We start from the raw sequence: 18454 nt of genomic DNA on the forward strand, positions 1-18454 counted from the left end.
ATTTCTTCCGACAGGCGCGACAGATGCACGCCATGCATGGCAATGGCAAAGAGAAATTCGGCGACATGGTCGCGGTTGCCGACCGCATCGATAGAATTCTCGGTCGGCAGGTCATAGCCAAGCTCTTTCGCCGCCAGCTCCGGGTGCATGGCAATCGCCGAACCGGCAAGTGCTGCAGCGCCGAGCGGCGAACGGTCGAAACGTTTGTCCCAGTCCTGCAGTCTCGCGATATCGCGGGCGAAAGCCTGGGCATGGGCGAGCAGCTGATGCGCGAACAGGATCGGCTGGGCCGGCTGCAGATGGGTGAAGCCCGGCGCGATGGTGTCGATATGCGTTTCGGCCTGCGCGGTCAGCGCCGCCTGGAGATCGAGAATCATGGCCGACAGGCGCCGCGCCTGCACCCGCAGATACAGCCGCAGGTCGTTGGCAGCCTGATCGTTGCGCGAACGCCCGGCCCGCAGCTTGCCGCCCACCGGACCGAGCCGTTCGGTCATCACGCGCTCGACGAAGGTATGGATGTCTTCATCGGCTTCCGTCGGCGCGATCCGGCCGGCAGCGTGATCAGACAGAATCTCCTGCAGCGAGTCGACGATGGCTTTGCATTCATCCGCCGTCAGCAGTTTGGCGCGTTCCAGTTCGCGGGCATGCGCCATCGACGAGGTGATGTCATAGGGGATCAGGCGATGGTGGCTCTGCGGCGAGCGCGACAGCGCCAGCAGGGCCGGATCCGGCGGCGAGCGGAAGCGCGCACCCCACAGCCGGGTCGGTTCCTCGCCATGATTGTTGCCGTTCATGCCGCCACCCCGCCGGTCTTCCTGATCGAAACGAGGCAAAGCAGCGTGAACAGCATCTGGGCGGCGGCCTGCGCCGTCACCGTGCTGGCATCATACTGCGGCGCCACTTCCACCACATCGCCGCCGACGATATCGAGGCCGGCGAGGCCGCGCAGGATCGCCTGCGCCTCGCGCGGTGTCAGACCGCCCACTTCCGGCGTGCCGGTCCCCGGCGCGAAAGCGGGATCGAGGCCATCCACATCGAAGGTCACATAGAGCGGCCCGTCGCCGATCACCCTGCGGGCTGTCTCGATCACGGCGGGAATCCCCATGCCGTCGATTTTCTCGGCATGGATTACGGTCATGCCGCTTTCCGCTGAAAATTCCCACAGATATTCGGCGGCACCGCGGATACCGATCTGGATGCAGCGTTCCGGATCGAGCACGCCATCCAGCACCGCCTGGCGGAACGGGCCGCCATGATGGAATTTGGTGCCCTCGTATTCGCCGCTGGTATCGCAATGGGCATCGATATGCACCATGCCGAGCGGCCGCTCGGCACCCAGGGCGCGCATGATCGGCAGGGTGACGGAGTGATCGCCGCCGACCGAGAGCGGGATCACGCCGGCGGCATGGATGCGCTTGTAATAGGCTTCGATATCGGCATGGCAGGCGGCAAGGTCGAAACGGCTGCGCATCGGCACGTCACCGATATCGGCCACCTTGATCTCGCCCAGCGGCGCGCGGCGCAGCACATGCTCATAGGGTCCGATCCGCTCGATGCCGCGCACCGCACGCGGGCCCATGCGGGCGCCGGCACGATTGGTGACGCCGAGATCCATCGGTACGCCGACCAGGCAGCAGTCCAGCCCGGCGAAATCCGCATCGGACTGGATCGGGCGATAGGTCGAACCGACAAAGGTGGCAACATCGGCAAACGGCCATTTGCGCCGTTCCGGGTCGAGGAAAATCTGCGTCGCCACGCGGGCGAAGTCGGGGTCGTATATATCGCCGCCTTTGGCGGTGCCGTATTTCTCGCGCAATGCCGCAAGTCTGGCCTTGTCCATGCCGGGTACCCCTGCTCCGTAACGCTGCTGCTGGGAGCTTTTCTATCGCGCGGCCCTGTTTACCGTCGCATGACAACTTTGCGCTGGACGATGGCGCTTATACAAGCGAGTTTATCGGCATGGGACTTCGAGAGAAAAACTATCGGAAGCGCCAGCCGGCCTCGCGCCTGCCGCCGCTCAACGCGCTGCGCGCCTTCGAGGCCGCCGCCCGGCACCAGTCGATGACCCGGGCGGCCGAGGAGCTGAACGTCACCCATGGTGCGATCAGCCAGCACGTGCGCCAGCTGGAGGCGATGACCGAAGCCCCGCTGTTCGAGCGCCGCGGCAACCGCCTGACGCTGACGCCGGCCGGCGCTGCGCTTCTCCAGCCGTTGCAGCAGGCCTTCGACCTGCTGACCGAGGCGACCCGCAGCATGGCGGCCGGCGAGACCGGCGGCGAAGTGGTGGTCAGCGCGCCGCCGGCGCTGGCCACGCTGTGGCTGGTGCGCCAGATCGGTCCACTGCTGGCGCGCCATCCCGGCCTGCAGCTGCGACTGATCCCGGCGACCGATCCGCGCCCGGCCCGCGCAGCACCCGTCGATCTCTCGATCCGCTATGGCGATGGCCGCTGGCCGGCGCAGATCGTCGATCATCTGTGCGACGTGCAGCTGATCCCGGTCTGCAGCCCGGTGCTGCTGGAAGGCCAGTCAAACAAGCGGGGCACAGGCGGCTTCGCCCTGCTGGAGAACATGCCGATCCTCTGCGCCGACAACGGAGACGAATGGGACAAATGGATTGCCAGCAGCGGCCGGGCCCGGCTGGCCCTGGGTCCCCGGCATTATCTGGGCAATGCGCTGACCGCCATCGAGATGAGCGCGGCGGGCTTCGGCATCGCCATCGGCGACAATGTCACCACCTCGCGCTACCTGGCCGAAGGCACGCTGGTCCGCCCGGTGGACCACAGCACGCGGGCTGCCAACAGCTTCTACCTGGTCACCCGCCCGGAATCGGAAACCAAGCCGGCCGTGACGCTGCTGCGCCAGTGGATCCGGGACTGTTTCGCCGCACTTTAAGGCTGGCCGAGGCGCTTTTCGACCATTTTCCCGGCCGCGACCGTCTCGATTCTGTCATCCCGGTCTGGTATGCCGCGCCAAGCTGCATTAGAAGGCGATTCCCCGGATTTGAGGAGACTATCAATCATGAAGCATGTGTCGTTTGCCGGCCGCCTGGTGATCGTCGGTTTCGGCAGCATCGGTCAGGGCGTGCTGCCGCTGATCCTGCGCCATATCGACATGCCGGCCGAGCGCATTGTCATCGTCACCGCGGAAGAGCGCGGCCATGATGTGGCAAACGAATACGGTATCCGCTTCGAGAAGATTGCCCTCACGCGCGACAATTACCGCAGTGTGCTGCAACCGCTGCTCGGCAAGGGTGACTACCTGCTGAATCTCTCGGTCGACGTTTCCTCCGTCGCCCTGATCGAACTGGCGCAGGAATTCGGCGCCATGTATCTCGACACCTGCATCGAGCCCTGGGCCGGCGGCTATACCGATCCGAGCAAGACGCCATCGCAGCGATCCAACTACGCGCTGCGCGATTCTGCCCGCACACTGATCGAGAAATACCGGAACGGCCCGACCGCAGTGCTGACCCATGGCGCCAATCCCGGCCTGGTGTCGCATTTCGTCAAGGACGCCCTGCTCAACATCGCCAAAGACACCGGAGTCAGCATCGCGGTGCCGAAGGATCGCGCCGGCTGGGGCGCACTGGCGCAAACACTCGGCGTCAAGGTGATCCATATTGCCGAGCGCGACACCCAGGTGGCCGAGCACAAGCCCAAGGAACGCGACGAATTCGTCAACACCTGGTCGATCGACGGTTTTGTCGGCGAAGGCTGCCAGCCGGCCGAACTCGGCTGGGGCAGCCACGAGAAGCAGATGCCGGTTGACGCTCGCCGCCACGACTTCGGCTGCGATTCCGCGATCTATCTGCTGCGCCCTGGCGCCGGCACCAAGGTGCGCACCTGGACCCCGCTGGAAGGCCCGTTCCACGGCTTTCTGGTGACGCATAACGAGGCGATCTCGATCTCCGACTACTATACAGTGAAGAGCGGCGACAAGGTCGCCTATCGTCCGACCGTGCATTACGCCTATCACCCGGCCGACGATGCCGTGCTGTCGGTGCATGAGATCGCCGGCAAGAACTGGGAAATGCAGTCGCGCAAGCGCCTGATGATGGACGAGATCACCAGCGGCATGGACGAACTCGGCGTGCTGCTGATGGGCCACAAGAAAGGCGCCTACTGGTACGGCTCGCGTCTGACCATCGAGGACGCGCGCAGGCTGGCGCCGCATAACAACGCCACCAGCTTGCAGGTAACCGTTGCCGTGCTTGGCGGCCTGATCTGGGCGATGGAAAATCCGAATGCCGGACTGGTGGAGGCCGATGAGCTCGACCATGCCCGCATCATGGAGATCTGCCGGCCGTATCTCGGCGAGATGGCCGGGGAATACAGCGACTGGACGCCGCTGCAGGATCGCGAAACGCTGTTCCCCGAAGACCTGGACCGCAACGATCCCTGGCAGTTCAAGAATTTCCGTGTGATCTGATCAGCCGCGAAGGATGGCGCCGGCCTTGATGCCGGCGATTTCCAGCACCAGCTTTCGCCGCACTGCCGCGGCGAAAGCCCCATAGTCGCGGGCCGGCACCAGAAAGGCGCCCGGCCCGCCGATCACGTTCTTCTCATAGTAGTCGTCGATATCCGGCTCCATATGCAGGATCGGCAGACCGTTGATGATAATGCCGGCCGCCACCGCAGCCTTGCGCGCCTCCGCCGGAGGCGGGCCGGTATTGTTGCGGCCATCGCCTGAAACATCGATCACGCGGCGGGTCGTCTGCACAGGCAGATCGCTCAGCAGGCGGTGGCCGTATTCGATCGCACCGGTCGGCGAGGTGCCGCCACCGAAAATGGTGCGTTCGGCGCGCTCCATCTGCATGGCAAAGCCTGCGATCTCCTCGTCGCTGCGCAGCACCGTCCACGGCAGGATGAGGTTCTGCAGCGCATAGCCCGACCACTGGAAAAAGGCGACGGCAATGGCGCCATGAATGCCGGAGCGGATCGCCTTGATCACTTCGGGACTGCGGAAGGCTTCGGCATAGCCACGTTGCTGCAGAGAGTAATGTTCGGCATGCACGCTGCCTGAGCAGTCCGCAGCCAGAGCCAGGGCCAGATCGACGGGCCGGCGCTGCGCCAGTGCAGGCGGCAGAAAGGGAAGCGTCATGAGAGATGCGCCGGCGGCGATCAGCAGGGATCGGCGGTCCGGTCTGCGATTTTCAGCGTTTGCGCTGTCGCCCGGCGGCATGTCGCGACGATAGCAAAAATCCGCGCCCCCGGGTCATCGGATGCAGAGCGATCCGGAACGCGTTCTTAACTTATTGATAAGAATGGGGAAACCACATCCTTTCCTGTGGATAAACCATTTGGTAACCTTATTGTTATGCCAAGTCTAGCGCCACAGCTCTCTGCCACAGCCGCCAAGCTGATCCTGCCGGCCGGCCTGCAGTCGCGTTCGGAGCTGGTCGGCAGCATCAATGGCGTGGCCGGTGCCGAAATCATGCTGCAGGAACTGCTGAGAATCCGCGCCGAGCTGGGCGGACCGGAAAAGGCCCGGGCCGAGCAGGAGGCAACAGTGCGCGAATTCCACGAGGCACCGATTACCTATAACGGCTATGGGATTGCCCGGCAGCCACCATCGATGTCGGTCTACATTATCGCCTGAGCCATCCGTTCCGCAGGTCAAGCTTGTACACAGGCCCGAAAGCCAGTATTCGGCGGAACGGTCCCGTTATCCGTCCAGCCTGCGGCTTAGCCGATGACTGCCTTGCCTGAAATCAGTTTCGTCATCCCGGTCTACAACAAGGCCGATGTCTTGCCGTATGTCATCCGTGCGCTGGCGGCACAGCAGCCGGCGCCGGATGCAGAATATATCTTCGTCGATGATTCGTCGTCCGATGCCTCGGTCGCCGTGCTGGAACAGGAGGCGTCCGCCCTGCCCGCCGTGACCGTCTTGCGCAATGCCGCCAATGCCGGGCCGAGCATCCGGCTCAACCAGGGCGCCGCCCTGGCCCGCGGCCGCCTGCTCTGCCTGATCGATGCCGACGAACTGATCGTGCCCGATGCCGTTGCTCTGATGCGCCACGCGATGCAGCAGCACGATGCCGACATGGTTCACGGCAAGGTGCTACGTTCCACCCTGCCCGCCGCCCAACTCGTCCCTGCGCCGCTTGGCGCCATGCCGGATTGCGGCACCAGCGACCGGCCACTGCAGATGATACTCCGCGGGCGCGGCTTCGTGCGCATGGCCTGGCTGGTCGAGACGGCGCTGTTCCGCGCGGCCGGCGGCTGCGACGAACGGCTGTTCATCCAGGATGAGTCGCTGCCGTTGCGCCTGGCAGCCACGGCGCGCCAGATGGTCGATTTCCGCGGTGGCATGACCTGTGCGCCGCAGGCGGCCTCACATCTCTCAGCTGACAAACGGCAGCAGCATCACGATCGCTTTTTTGCCTATTACAATCTGCTGTGCGACCAGCCGGCATTGCCGGCCGGGCAGCGCCGACTGATCGCCGCCACCTGCGCCTCGGTCGCCTGGAAGGCCGTGCGGCGCAGCGGCCTGCCTCTTGCGCAGCTTGCGGTACTGCGGGCATACCTGCTGGGTAAAGCCGGCTTCGCCGTGACGTCGGAATTTCTGGATCAGGCGGCGGCGGCGTTCCGCAGCCTGCCCGGTATCCGCCACGCCCCTGCTGCCCATACACGCGCTTAGTTGTCCGCCTCATGATCAGAACAGATATCGCGCCGCTTGAACTGCCTGTCACCCAGGACTGGACCGCGACACTGCGCCGGATCAATCAAGGGCTGTTTGCGCTGCTGCCAGTCCTGCTGCTGTTCTGGCGCGGCGGTGCCGATGCGGCAGCCAGCATCATCGGCGTCAGTTTCCTGGCGGTTGTCATCGCCAAACGACAATGGGGCCTGGCAACCCATCCGCTGCTGGCTGTCCTGCTTGTCATCTGGCTGATGCTCAACCTGCTGGTCTCGCCGCTGGCGGTCGAACCGGCGCAGTCATTCTCGCGCAGCATCGTCTGGCTGCGCTTTGCCCTGCTCTTCGCCGCGGTTATCACCTGGCTGATCCAGTCGCGCAACGACCTGCGGATCATCGTCGGGCTCTGGGCTGTCACCATTGCTTTCTGCATCATCGACGGCACGGTGCAGCTGCTACACGGCACATCACTGACCGGCAACCCGATGTATAATTTGGTGCGCCTTACCGGACCGCTGGAGCGACCCAATATCGGTATGTTCGTGACGCGTATCGGCTTCCCGCTGCTGGCCGTCGCGCCGTTGTTGCTGCCCGATGTGCGTTCGCGCGCCATTTGGACCGGCGCTGCACTCCTGGCCGGTGCCGGCTTTGCCTTTGTCCTGCTGACCGGCGAACGTTCGGCCGCCCTGCTGGCTGTGGCCGGGCTGCTGACAGCCGGCCTGGGTGGCATCCTGATCTTCCCGCGCTACCGGCTGTACGGTCTGTCTGCCCTGCTCCTGGTCTGCATCGTTATTGCCGCCATCGCTGCGACCAGCGAACGCATCTTGGGCCGCATCATGCAGCTGGGCGGTGTACTCAGGCATTTCTCCGAATCGCATTACGCCGAATTGTTCGGCATCGGTATCGATGTCTGGCGCACCTATCCCATCTTCGGGGCCGGCATGAAGAATTTCGGAGATGCCTGCTGGGCAGTTTCCGGCAGTTCGGTTTCCGATGGCTGCCCGACACATCCGCACAATGTCTATATCGAGTGGCTGGCCGAAACCGGTGCCGCCGGCCTGCTGGGTTATCTTGTTTTCCTTGTGCTGCTGCTGCTGGCCGCCTGGCCGTTGCTGCGCGGCACAGCGACGGCACGAGTGATCGGCGTGCTGGTGGCCGGTTGCATGGTCGTGTTGCTGTTCCCGCTGATCGCCAGCCAGAGCCTGTTCAGCAACTGGCCGGCGCTGGTTTTCTGGTGCAGCCTCTCCCTCACCATGGCTGTCGCCCGGCTTGGACTCAAAGACACAGCCTGACCATGACAATCCTGGTCATCAAGCATTCGGCGCTCGGCGACATGATCATGGCCCTGCCGCTGCTGCGCGCGATCCGCCAGCATCATGCCGGGGAACGCATCGTGCTGCTGACCACGGCGCCGTATGTCGATCTGCTGCAACGCTCAGGGCTGGCTGACGAGGTCTGGACCGATCCGCGGCCGAAATTCTGGCAGCCGCTGCAGCTCTGGCGCCTGCTGCGCCGTATTCGCGGCGCAGGCTTCAGCCGCATCTACGACCTGCAGGGCAGCCAGCGCACCAAAGGCTATTACCGCCTGCTGGGGGCACCGCGCGACATCTGGGTCGGCAATGCACCGGGCTGCCGTTACCACATCCCCGATCCGACCGAGCCGATGCATATCGCCGAGTTGCGCCGCCGCCAGCTTGCCTTGGTCGGCATTGCCGATCCGGGCCTGCCCGACCTGACTTTCCTGCAGGCCGACATCGCGCGGTTCAGCCTGCCGGCGCATTTCGCGCTGCTGGTGCCCGGCGGCGCACCGCATCGCCCGGCGAAGCGCTGGCCGGTCGGGCATTTCGCCGCATTCGGGCACCACCTGCTGACGCAGGGTATGACGCCGGTGCTGATCGGCCGGGCCGCCGAACGCGCCGAGATCGAGGCCATCCTCGCCGCCTGCCCCGCTGCCATCAGCCTGTGCGACCAGACCTCGATCGCCGACCTGGCCACGCTGGGACGCGTCGCCAGCCTCTGTGTCGGCAACGATACCGGGCCGATGCATATTATCGCCGCGGCCGGCTGCCCGTCGCTGGTGCTGTATTCCGCCGAGTCCGACCCGCGCAAGGTGTCGCCCCGCGGCGACTGGGTGCGACTGCTGCAACGCCCCAGCCTGCAGAATCTGACTGTAGCCGATGCCATCGCGGCCCTGCCGCCAGCGCGTTAAACCCAACGCTGCGGCCAGCGCGGGCCAGGGCGCAGCCGACTCCAGACCAGCACCGCCACCAGCATGATCAGCAGTGCCGGCAGCAGCGGATAGGCCAGAAACAGCCAGTCGCTTTTCAGGTTCAGCACGATCAGCGGATTGGCGCCGGCCGGCGGGTGCATGATGTTGAGCAGCTTCATGACGATGGCGATGAGGGCCACGCCGGCGCCCATGGTCCAGACATTGCTGCCAAACAGCTGCAGCAGCGCGATACCGAGCGCGGCACCCAGCAGATGCGACGCCAGCACGGCGACGGGGCGCGAACCTTCATGGGTCGGGAAGCAGAAGAGCAGGATCGCGGTGCTGCCCAGCGAAGTGAGTGCCAGACCGTGTTCCGCATCGATCAGCCACAGCACCAGGGCAAGGCAGGGAACGATGCCGCAGGCAACCCACAGTGCATCCAGCATGGCCGCACGCGTCAACCCGGTCATTCCCGCTCCTGCTTTTCCGCCTCGCTGAACAGCGGCAGACTGCCGCGTTCCGCGCCGGATGGCAACGTGGCGCGGTGGTTGCCGATCCAGGCGGCGACATCGCGCCACACCGTCTCAGCCTGCAGATCGCGCAGCAGCATATGCCAGCCCTGTCCGTAAACCGCGACACGCATGTCCACGCCCGGCGTCGCCTTGAGCGCCTCGACGAAGTCTTCGACCGGCGGCTTGGGGATCACCTCGTCCTTCACACCGTAGAGCAGCAGCAGTGGCAGTCCGGTCGGCCGCGCCAGTGCCGCCTCGTCCATCAGGTTCACCAGGCCGTGGATGGCATCGACACGCGTTGCCTTGATGAACAGCGGATCGCGCGACAGCCGGCGCAGCATCTCGATATTGTCGGACGCCTGAATTTTCAGTCCGCTGCCGGTGAAGGTCTTCCACGGAATCGTATAGCTGGAGACAAACAGCGCGACGCGATAGAGCAACGGCATACTGGTGCGACCCCAGACGGCGGGCGCCACCAGCACGGCTCCGACAGGCCGCACGGCCGGATGGCGCATCAGGCCATGCAGCACGACGGCACCGCCCATGCTTTCGCCGAGCCAGACAATCGGCAGGCCGGGATGGCGCTGGCGCAGCACCGCGTGCAATTCGACCAGATCGTCGGCCAGCCGATCCTCGCCCGGCCACAGGCCAATATGTTGCGAACGGCCAAAGCCGCGCTGATCCAATGCGTAAGTCGCGAGGTTATGCTGCGCCCACCATTCGGCCGCCTCAGTGAAGGCGTTGCTGTAATCGTTGAAGCCATGCAGGGCGAGCACGATCGCCTGCGGCGCGCCGCCATCGGCGGGTAACCAGCGGCGCAGCGGCAGCATGCGGCCGTCGCTGGCCTGCCAGGCGCTTTCGTTCGGCGTCACGACCGGCACCGTCGTCATCTCGCCGGGTGGCTGCAGGCGCGGCGCGCAGGCCGCCAGCCAGCCGATCAGCAGCAACGCGCCAATCCGGCCGAGCCGGCATTGCATCAGGCGGCCCAAATCAAATCGCTCCGGCCAGCAAGCGCACCCGAGTGGCCGGAAAAATTAGCGTCGCGGTGGTACCGGCACTCTTACGGCTGGAGAGGTGGATCTGGCCATCATGCAGTTCGATCAGACGGCGGGTGATCGGCAGTCCAAGGCCGCTGCCGCCGGCTTCGCGCGCACGCAGGGAGTCGCCCTGCGAAAACGGCTCGAAAACGCGCTTGAGCTGGTGGTCGGTCATGCCGACGCCGGTGTCACGCACGCGGATCGCCAGCCCGCCATCGGTCAGCACCGCCGCAGCGATCTCGATGCTGCCGCCTTCCGGGGTGAACTTGATAGCATTGCTGATCAGGTTGAGAAGCATCTGGCGCAGCAGCCGTTCATCGGCCAGCAGACGCGGCAGCACGGCAGGCAGGGCGCGCTGCAGCGCAACGCCCTTGCCATCGGCGGTAACGCCGACCAGATCAAGTGCCTCGTCGACCGCCTGCAGAACATCGAGTTCATCCTCGCTGAGGTCGAGCTTGCCGGCTTCGACCCGCGACATGTCGAGCACATCATTGATCAGCGACAGCAGGTGCTGGCCGCTCTTGACGATACCGTCGATATAATCGGCGTAGCGCGCATTACCGATCGGCCCGAACAGGCCCTGGCGCATGATATCGGCGAAACCCAGTACGGCATTCAACGGCGTACGCAGTTCGTGGCTCATCGCGGCAAGGAAATTCGACTTGGTCCGGCTGGCCTCTTCTGCTTCGCGCCGCGCCTGCTCCAGATCGGCGGTCATCGCCTGCAACTCAGTATGCGCCAGTTCAGTGGCGCGCAGCTGACGCATCAGCGCATAGGCGAAGCCCAGCACCAGCAGCCAGGTGACGATGGCCGCTGCGATCAGCACGGTATAAAGGCCTGACAGCCGCTCACGCGACAGTTCCAACCGACGCACGCCAATGGCATTGACGCCAGCTATGAGGGAATCAAAATCGGCATCCAGAGCCTGCGATTGCGTCAGCAGCATCTGGCCTGCCGCACGGTCGCCGGCAGCGAAGGCCGCCAACCGGCCGCTCCAGCCGCGCACCGCCGGCTCGATCTTTTGCAGCAGGACCTGCAGCTCCGGGGCACCGCGGTAGATATCGGCTGCCTGCCCGGTTTCGATCTGCTGCAGCCGGCCGAGCAGCAGATCGTAATGCTGCTGCAGGTCCGGCAGGCTGCCGCCCGACAGCGCCTCCAGCAGGCTGATCCGGTAAGCCTGATGCTCGTTGCGGAACTGCACGCCATCCCAGATCACGTTCTGGAACGAGAAACGGTTGTATTCGCGCTGCTGGATATAGAAATACGTCGCCAGCACGACCGACAGCGCCACCACGGTGCCGACCAGCACCAGCACGAAACGCCGGGCCGCCCCCGCCAGTGCATCGGGCTGCGGCTGAATGTGGAGCGGACTGAAGCGGCGCGGCATCAGCGCACACCTGAATGCTTCAGCCGCAAGTCAGCTTGCGGCCTGTCGGTCCGGTCCATTGCAAACAAGCCCCCATCCTGGTCAGCGGCGACATTCTGTGCACGCATCATCCATCCGGAGTGGCATTCCCGCCGGGAAAAATCAATAGGGCTTCGATGGCACTACAGTGTCCGGGTCTGGCCGCCATCCACGTCGATCACCGCGCCGTTCAGGTAGGCTGCCCGCGAAGAGGCGAGGAAAGCCACGGCCCGGGCAATTTCTGCGGGTTCGCCGAACCGGGCGATCCCCATGCTGCGGGGCAGCTTCACCGCCGCCTCGGCCTCGGCAATCCCCTGCTCCTGGGCGAAGTTGCGGATGCGCACCTGCAGGCGTTCGGTGGCGATGGCGCCGGGATTGATGGCGTTAACCCGCACGCCATCGGCAATGCCACGGTCGGCCAGCACCTTGGTCAGATTCATGCCCGCCGCATTGACCGACCCGCCGATGGCGAATTCGGCCTGGCCGGTGCGACCACCGATGCCGATGATGCTGATGATACTGCCCTGCCGAGCCTTGAGATGCGGCCAGGCCGCCCGGCTGAGCCGCATGGCACCGAAGAATTTCAGTGCGAAGCCATCGGCCCAGTCGTCGTCGGTGAGGGTCAGGAAATCGCCGCGCTTGGTGGCGCCGGCATTGTTCACCACCAGGTCAATGCCACCGAATTTCTCCACCGTCGCCGCCACCAGTTGCGCCGGCACCGCGGGATCGCGCAGGTCCACCGCCTGCACAAGACTCTCGGTCTTCAGGCTGCCGGCAACCTCCCTGAGCAGGTCGCCCGAGCGTGCCGCCAGCACCAGCCTCATGCCTTCCGCTGCGAGAGTCTCTGCGATGGCGCGCCCGATGCCCTTGCTGGCGCCGGTGACGATGGCAACCTTGCCGGTGAGTTGCAGATCCATACTTTCCTCCTGATGGCGTCCGCTGCGGCGCCTGCGCTAAGCTTTCCGTCAATCAACAGAATATGGGAGGCGACATGTTTCGCAACGATCTGTTCAGGGACAAACGCATTCTGATCACCGGCGGCGGTACCGGCTTGGGCAAGGCGATGGCGCGCCGGTTGATGGAGCTAGGCGCCGAACTGCATATCTGCGGCCGGCGCGAAGGCGTGTTGCAGGAGACCGCCCGGGAACTGGCGGCTGAAACCGGTGGAAAAATCTACGGCCATGCCTGCGATATCCGCGTGGCGCAGGCGGTGGACGAGATGGTGCAGGCCATCTGGGACTCGCATGGCCCGCTGGACAGTCTGGTGAACAACGCCGCCGGCAATTTCATCGCCCGCACCGAGGACCTCAGCCCGCGCGGCTTCGATGCCATCGCCAATATCGTGCTGCATGGCAGTTTCTACGTGACCCAGGCCGTGGGCAAACGCTGGATCGCGGCCAGACGCGGCGGCAGCGTGGTATCCATCGTCACCACCTGGGTCTGGACCGGTTCCGCCTTCGTCATCCCCTCGGCCATGTCGAAGGCCGGCATCGCGGCGATGACACAGTCGCTGGCCGTGGAATGGGGACCGAAGGGCATCCGGCTCAATGCCATCGCGCCCGGCCCCTTCCCCACCGAAGGCATGACCAAACGGCTGGCGCCGACCGAGGCGCTGGAAAAACGCATGATCGGCGCCATCCCGATGCGGCGCGTCGGCGACCTGCCGGAACTGGCCAATCTCGCCGCCTTCCTGCTGGCCGACGATGTCGGCTATCTCACCGGCGAGGTGATCGCCATCGATGGCGGCCAGTGGCTCAATTCCGCCGGCGGCTTCGGGGCGCTGACAGACCTCAGCGATGCCGAATGGCAGGATATCCGCGAGGCCATCGCGGCCACCAATGCGAAGGACAAGGCGCAGCGAACCGTATGATGCGAACGGTCGGGCGCACCACGCGGTCCGATAAGCTGCCATGATATGGTCCCATGCACTGGTTGCATGGGAAACCATAAGCATTTCAATGAAATATCCCCGGCCGGGGACTTCGCATTGACGTTACGGCAAGGCAGAATGCATGGGTTGATCGACCACGTTCACAGCATGCAGAGGCAGACATGAGCAGCGATCCGGCAACCCGTCTGGAGCATGACTCGCTCGGCGACATGGCAATTCCCGCCGCCGCCTATTACGGCATCCAGACCCAGCGCGCGCTCGACAACTTCCATATCTCGGGCATCGGCATCAACCATTATCCGAACCTGATCCGTGCCTTCGGCATGGTGAAAAAGGCCTGCGCGGCGGCCAACAAGAAACTGGGCTATCTGGAGCCTGACAAATACAAGGGCATCGCCAAGGCCTGCGACGAGCTGATCGACGGTAAGCTGCATGAATGGTTCACCATCGACGTGTTTCAGGGCGGCGCGGGCACCTCGACCAATATGAACGCCAACGAGGTGATCGCCAATCGCGGCCTGGAGCTGCTCGGCTTCCACAAGGGCGAATATGCCCACCTGCATCCCAATGACGACGTCAACCTGTCGCAATCGACCAATGACGTCTATCCGACCGCGGTGCGTCTCGGCGTCATCCTCAGCCATGCCGAGCTGATGAAGGCGCTGGATGCGCTGGCTTATGAATTCCGCCAGCGCGGCGTCGAATTCGCCGATATCATCAAGCTGGGCCGCACCCAGCTGCAGGATGCCGTGCCGATGACGCTGGGCCAGGAGTTCGAGGCCTTTGCCATCAACATCAAGGAAGATGTCGCGCGCGGCGACGAGATCGTCAAGCTGTTCCGCGAGATCAACCTGGGCGGCACCGCGGTGGGCACCGGCATCAATACCGAGCCGGAATATTCCAATCTGGCGATCGAGGAACTGGCGCGCATCTCCGGCGTCGAGATGGTACGCGCCGCCAACCTGATCGAAGCGAGCTGGGACATGGGTGCCTTCGTGCTCTATTCCGGCATGCTCAAACGCATCGCCGTCAAGCTCAGCAAGATTGCCAACGACCTGCGGCTGCTTTCCTCGGGTCCGCGCGGCGGCCTGAACGAGATTTCGCTGCCGCCCATGCAGCCGGGCTCCTCGATCATGCCGGGCAAGGTCAATCCGGTGATTCCGGAAGTGGTCAACCAGGTCTGTTTCCAGGTGATCGGCAACGATATCACGGTGACCATGGCGGCCGAGGCCGGCCAGTTACAGCTCAATGTGATGGAGCCGGTGATCGTCTACAATGTGCTCTCATCCATGCAGCTGCTGGTCCGGGCGGCTCGCACCCTGGCCGAGAAATGCGTCAGCGGCATCCAGGCCAATGTCGAGCAGGCGAAACGCCACGTCGAGGCCAGCGTCGGCATCGTCACCGCGCTCAATCCCTATATCGGCTACGAGAAATCGGCATGGCTGGCCAAAGAGGCGCTCAAGACCGGGCACACCGTGCGCGAACTCTGCATCGAGAAGGCCTGGCTCACCGAGGCACAGCTCGACGACATCCTCGATGTCGCCAAGCTGACCGCGCCGCGCCGGCGCGGCCGCAAGATCGTGGCCCCCAGCACATAAACGCTCTCACAGGCCCTGGATGGGCGTACGACGATTGTGCCAGCGCGTGGCGAGGCCGAAGGCGGCAAGGCCGGCGCAACTGACCAGCAGAGCGATCCACAGCACGGTATCGTAGCTGCCGCTGGCCTGCCAGAGCAGCGCGAAGACCACCGCCGCCGTGGTGCGCGGCAGCGCCATGGCGATCACCAGCGCGCCCGAGGCGGCGCCATAGCCATAGGCGCCGAGATATTCGATCACGCTGTTGGCGCGCACCAGCGTCAGCAGCCCGGTGCCGATGCCGTAGATCAGCGCATAGACGAACAGCTCGGCGGCGCCGAACACGCTGCTGAGGCCGAGCAGCGCCACGCCGACCGTCATCAGGCTGAAGGCGATATAGCCGAATCCTGCCGTCGAGATACGGTTGCCGACCAGCAGCAGCACGATGCGCGCCGCCACCTGGCTCGGCCCGTGCATCGCCAGCATGGCGACGATCACGCCCATCGCATAGCCGCGCTCCTGCAGCAGCGGGATGACATGGAAGGTGATGCCGTTGCCGATGAAGGTATGCACGCCGAAGGCCGCCGCCAGCATCCAGAAGACCGGGTCGAGCGCGATCTGCCGCAGCGGCTTGCGGGCCGGGACAATGTCGCTGCCCGCACTCTCGGCAACCTGCTTCTGGCGCGCACTGCCGATGCCGCGCAGGACCCAGGCGCTGACCAGGCCCGGAATCAGGAAATGGATCAGTGCCAGCACCAGCAGCGCCGGACGCCAGCCGAGCGTGTCGCTGCACAGCGTGATGAAGGGTATCGAGACCGAGGACGACAGCCCGCTCAGCAGGGTGATCAGCGTGATGCCGCGCTTGTGGTTGGCCAGGTTCGAGACCACGATATTGTAGGCGCTTTCGCTGAGCGTGCAGGCATGCACCAGGCCGATGCCGGCCCAGATGGCATAGAAGAGCGGCAGCGACGAGGTCATCGACCAGGCCGCCAGCAGCAGTGCCCCGCCGCAGCCGCCGCTCACCATGAACCAGTAACCGCCGAAACGGTCGATCAGCGCGCCGATCGGGATTGCTGCCGCGCTGGCGGCGAGCAGACCGACGGTCAGTCCGGCATTCAGTTCCACCTTCGACCAGCCGAGCTCCTGCTCCATCGGGCCGATCAGCACCGCGAGGGAGTAATACAGCGTGCCCCAGGAAATCATCTGGCCGACCGCCAGTCCCCAGATCAGGCGATGGGGAACGACGGGCGGGCGATCCCCCGACAGAACGGAGAGCGACGGCATTGCGGCGGGTCCGGGACGGAATGGTGAAGCGGGGTGGGCGGGGCGAATCAGAAGTCGCTGGAGATGGCCGCACAATACCACGCTGTGCACTGCCTGTGACGTGCGATATTCGCATGACCATTGGACTTCCGGCGCCATGCAGCATGCAATCGTTTTGACTCATGGCAATGCTGCGCCTAGCCTTCGTACAACGGCCCGCCAGGGGCCGATGGAGGAAACCATGCATGCCCTGCGTCTGCCGGCTGTTGCCGTGCTGCCTGCTGTTGCCCTGCTGCTTTCCGCCTGTGCCACGCCACCGCGCGATCCGGTCACCGCCTGTGCCGCGCTGACCGCTCCCATCGATGCGGCCGCCATCGGCCTGCCGACCCGCGGCGCCAGCGTCGCAAGCGCGACGCTCACCGCTGCCTCGCCGGCTGGCGCCATCGCCAGCCCGCCCTTCACACCGCTGCCGCCCGAGCTGATCGTGCCGGCCCTGCCCGAACACTGCCGCGTCATCGGCGCCATCGCCCCGGTCGACCCGCAGGCGCCGCCGATCCGCTTCCAGGTCAACCTGCCGAGCGACTGGAACGGCCGCTCGCTGCAGTATGGCGGCGGTGGCTTCAACGGCGTGCTGATCACCGGCCTCGCATTACCACCCGCAGCACGGCCGGATAAACCGCATCCGCTGGCGCGCGGCTATGTCACCTACGGCACGGATTCGGGCCACCAGAATGCACCGGCTGTGCCGCTGCAGGCCTTTGCGCTGAATGACGAGGCTTTGGTCAACTTCTCGCACGCCGCCTACAAGAAGGTGCGCGATGTCGCCGTCGAGCTGATGAAGCGGCGCTACGGCAAGGCGCCGGAGAAGCTGTATTTCTTCGGCAGTTCCGAAGGCGGCCGCGAAGGCCTGACCATGGCGCAGCGCTATCCCAACGATTTCGACGGCATCTTCAGCCGGGTGCCGGTGATCAACTGGGTCGGCCTGCAAGCCGCCGGCACCCGCATGGGTATCGCGCTCACCCAGGGCTGGATCAGTCCCGACAAGGTGAAGCTGGTGCATGACGCCGTGCTGGCCACCTGTGACGACCGCGACGGGCTGAAAGACGGCATCGTCAGCGACCATGAGGGCTGCAAGCGCATCTTCGATGTCAGCCGCCTGCGTTGCCCGGCAGCAAGCAATCCGATGTGCCTGACCGAGACGGAAATCCGCTCGGTGCAAACCCTGCACAGCTCGGTGAACTTCAGCTTCGAGCTTGCCAATGGTGTGCGCAGCTATCCCGGTTTCGGCACCGGCGGCGAGGCCTGGGCCGGTACCGGCCCGGTCGGCGGCTGGGTCAGCTGGCAGACCGGCACAGCACCGCCCACCATGCCGGCCACCACGGCCAACAGCCGCGCCTGGCTCTATGGCAGCGGCGCGATCCAGTATTTCCTCGCCCGCGATCCGAATTACGATCCACGCCAGTATACGCCCGACAGTTTCCGCGAACGCGCGCAGGTGATTTCCGGCCTGATGGATTCGACCAATCCCGATCTCTCGGCCTTTGCCGGGAGCGGCGGCAGGCTGGTGGTGGCCGAACAGATGGCCGATTACGCCCAGAGCCCCTATGCCGGTATCCAGTATTACCAGTCCGTGATCGAAAAGATGGGTCAGCCGGCAGTGGATCGCTTCATGCGGCTGTATATTACACCCGGCGCCGACCATGTCGGCACCGGCGCGCCCTCGGCAGTGGATATGCTGGAAGTGGTGAGCGACTGGGTGGAGAAAGGCCGCATGCCGGGCGATCTGGTGCAGAGCGCGCATCAGCCGGCACCACCCTTTGCCGCCACAGCCTCACGGCCGATGTGCCGCTACCCGATGTTCCCGCGTTATCGCAGCGGCGATGCGAACACCGCCGCCAGCTTCGAGTGTTCGATGCCGTGATCCCTGGCT

The 18454-nt window shown here is 64.9% G+C and carries 17 protein-coding genes; 9 read left to right on the forward strand and 8 right to left on the reverse strand.

All coding sequences use genetic code 11. The features are described from left to right. A partial coding sequence (locus OJJ21_RS23035; RefSeq protein ID WP_297690281.1) for a lyase family protein occupies window positions 1–794 on the reverse strand: 794 nt, incomplete at its 3' end. After that, on the reverse strand, window positions 791–1840 hold the full coding sequence (gene speB, locus OJJ21_RS23040; RefSeq protein WP_297690283.1) for an agmatinase: 1050 nt from the start codon (window positions 1838–1840) through the stop codon (window positions 791–793). The genes speB and OJJ21_RS23035, both read right to left, overlap by 4 nt. Before the next feature lie 119 nt (window positions 1841–1959). Between speB and OJJ21_RS23045 the strand changes: the two genes are divergently transcribed. Both OJJ21_RS23045 and OJJ21_RS23050 read left to right on the forward strand, forming a co-directional pair. Then, the gene (locus OJJ21_RS23045; RefSeq protein WP_297690285.1) at window positions 1960–2892 is read left to right on the forward strand and encodes a LysR substrate-binding domain-containing protein; all 933 of its coding nucleotides are present in this window, start codon (window positions 1960–1962) and stop codon (window positions 2890–2892) included. A 126-nt stretch (window positions 2893–3018) separates the two neighbouring features. Beyond that, entirely contained in the window at window positions 3019–4428 is a 1410-nt protein-coding gene (locus OJJ21_RS23050; RefSeq protein WP_297690287.1) for a saccharopine dehydrogenase C-terminal domain-containing protein, read from the forward strand. Here OJJ21_RS23050 and OJJ21_RS23055 read toward each other — a convergent pair whose 3' ends face one another. Further along, window positions 4429–5100 carry a DUF1194 domain-containing protein gene (locus OJJ21_RS23055; RefSeq protein WP_297690289.1) on the reverse strand — a complete coding sequence of 224 codons (672 nt, stop codon included), beginning with the start codon at window positions 5098–5100 and terminating at the stop codon, window positions 4429–4431. It lies immediately after the preceding gene. Between the two features lie 216 nt (window positions 5101–5316). Between OJJ21_RS23055 and OJJ21_RS23060 the strand changes: the two genes are divergently transcribed. The 4 genes from OJJ21_RS23060 (at window position 5317) to OJJ21_RS23075 (ending at window position 8842) form a co-directional block, all read left to right on the forward strand. After that, on the forward strand, window positions 5317–5598 hold the full coding sequence (locus OJJ21_RS23060) for a hypothetical protein (RefSeq protein ID WP_297690290.1): 282 nt from the start codon (window positions 5317–5319) through the stop codon (window positions 5596–5598). A 93-nt stretch (window positions 5599–5691) separates the two neighbouring features. After that, the gene (locus OJJ21_RS23065; protein WP_297690291.1) at window positions 5692–6639 is read left to right on the forward strand and encodes a glycosyltransferase family 2 protein; all 948 of its coding nucleotides are present in this window, start codon (window positions 5692–5694) and stop codon (window positions 6637–6639) included. Between the two features lie 11 nt (window positions 6640–6650). Beyond that, window positions 6651–7925: an O-antigen ligase family protein gene (locus OJJ21_RS23070; protein ID WP_297690293.1), complete on the forward strand. Its 1275-nt coding sequence runs from the start codon at window positions 6651–6653 to the stop codon at window positions 7923–7925. Window positions 7926–7927: 2 nt separating this feature from the next. Beyond that, complete coding sequence (locus tag OJJ21_RS23075; protein ID WP_297690295.1) at window positions 7928–8842, forward strand: glycosyltransferase family 9 protein; 915 nt, start codon at window positions 7928–7930, stop codon at window positions 8840–8842. Here OJJ21_RS23075 and OJJ21_RS23080 read toward each other — a convergent pair. From OJJ21_RS23080 to OJJ21_RS23095, 4 genes are all read right to left on the reverse strand, one after another. Continuing rightward, window positions 8839–9312, reverse strand: coding sequence for an HPP family protein (locus OJJ21_RS23080; RefSeq protein WP_297690297.1), 474 nt, complete (start codon window positions 9310–9312; stop codon window positions 8839–8841). The genes OJJ21_RS23075 and OJJ21_RS23080 overlap by 4 nt on opposite strands. Further along, window positions 9309–10343, reverse strand: coding sequence for an alpha/beta hydrolase (locus OJJ21_RS23085; protein ID WP_297690299.1), 1035 nt, complete (start codon window positions 10341–10343; stop codon window positions 9309–9311). The genes OJJ21_RS23080 and OJJ21_RS23085 overlap by 4 nt, the downstream gene beginning before the upstream one ends. A gap of 1 nt (window position 10344) precedes the next feature. Then, window positions 10345–11778 (reverse strand): ATP-binding protein, encoded by a 1434-nt coding sequence (locus OJJ21_RS23090; protein ID WP_297690301.1) that lies wholly within the window; start codon window positions 11776–11778, stop codon window positions 10345–10347. A 161-nt stretch (window positions 11779–11939) separates the two neighbouring features. Next, a complete protein-coding gene (locus OJJ21_RS23095) occupies window positions 11940–12713 on the reverse strand; it encodes an SDR family oxidoreductase (RefSeq protein ID WP_297690303.1) in 774 nt (257 codons plus the stop codon). Between the two features lie 74 nt (window positions 12714–12787). On the opposite strand from OJJ21_RS23095, the gene OJJ21_RS23100 reads away from it, so the two are divergent. Together OJJ21_RS23100 and OJJ21_RS23105 are read left to right on the forward strand one after the other, a co-directional pair. After that, the gene (locus tag OJJ21_RS23100; RefSeq protein WP_297690305.1) at window positions 12788–13666 is read left to right on the forward strand and encodes an SDR family oxidoreductase; all 879 of its coding nucleotides are present in this window, start codon (window positions 12788–12790) and stop codon (window positions 13664–13666) included. 182 nt (window positions 13667–13848) lie between these two features. Next, on the forward strand, window positions 13849–15285 hold the full coding sequence (locus OJJ21_RS23105) for an aspartate ammonia-lyase (protein ID WP_297690307.1): 1437 nt from the start codon (window positions 13849–13851) through the stop codon (window positions 15283–15285). Between the two features lie 6 nt (window positions 15286–15291). Here the strand turns inward: OJJ21_RS23105 and OJJ21_RS23110 are convergent, their stop codons facing one another. Beyond that, window positions 15292–16545, reverse strand: a complete 1254-nt coding sequence (locus OJJ21_RS23110; RefSeq protein ID WP_297690309.1) for an MFS transporter — start codon at window positions 16543–16545, stop codon at window positions 15292–15294. Between the two features lie 220 nt (window positions 16546–16765). Here OJJ21_RS23110 and OJJ21_RS23115 point away from each other — a divergent pair, with 220 nt between their 5' ends. After that, on the forward strand, window positions 16766–18445 hold the full coding sequence (locus tag OJJ21_RS23115) for a tannase/feruloyl esterase family alpha/beta hydrolase (RefSeq protein WP_297690311.1): 1680 nt from the start codon (window positions 16766–16768) through the stop codon (window positions 18443–18445). Window positions 18446–18454 lie beyond the last annotated feature (9 nt).

Source organism: Ferrovibrio sp. (assembly GCF_025869515.1).
Classification (GTDB): domain Bacteria; phylum Pseudomonadota; class Alphaproteobacteria; order Ferrovibrionales; family Ferrovibrionaceae; genus Ferrovibrio.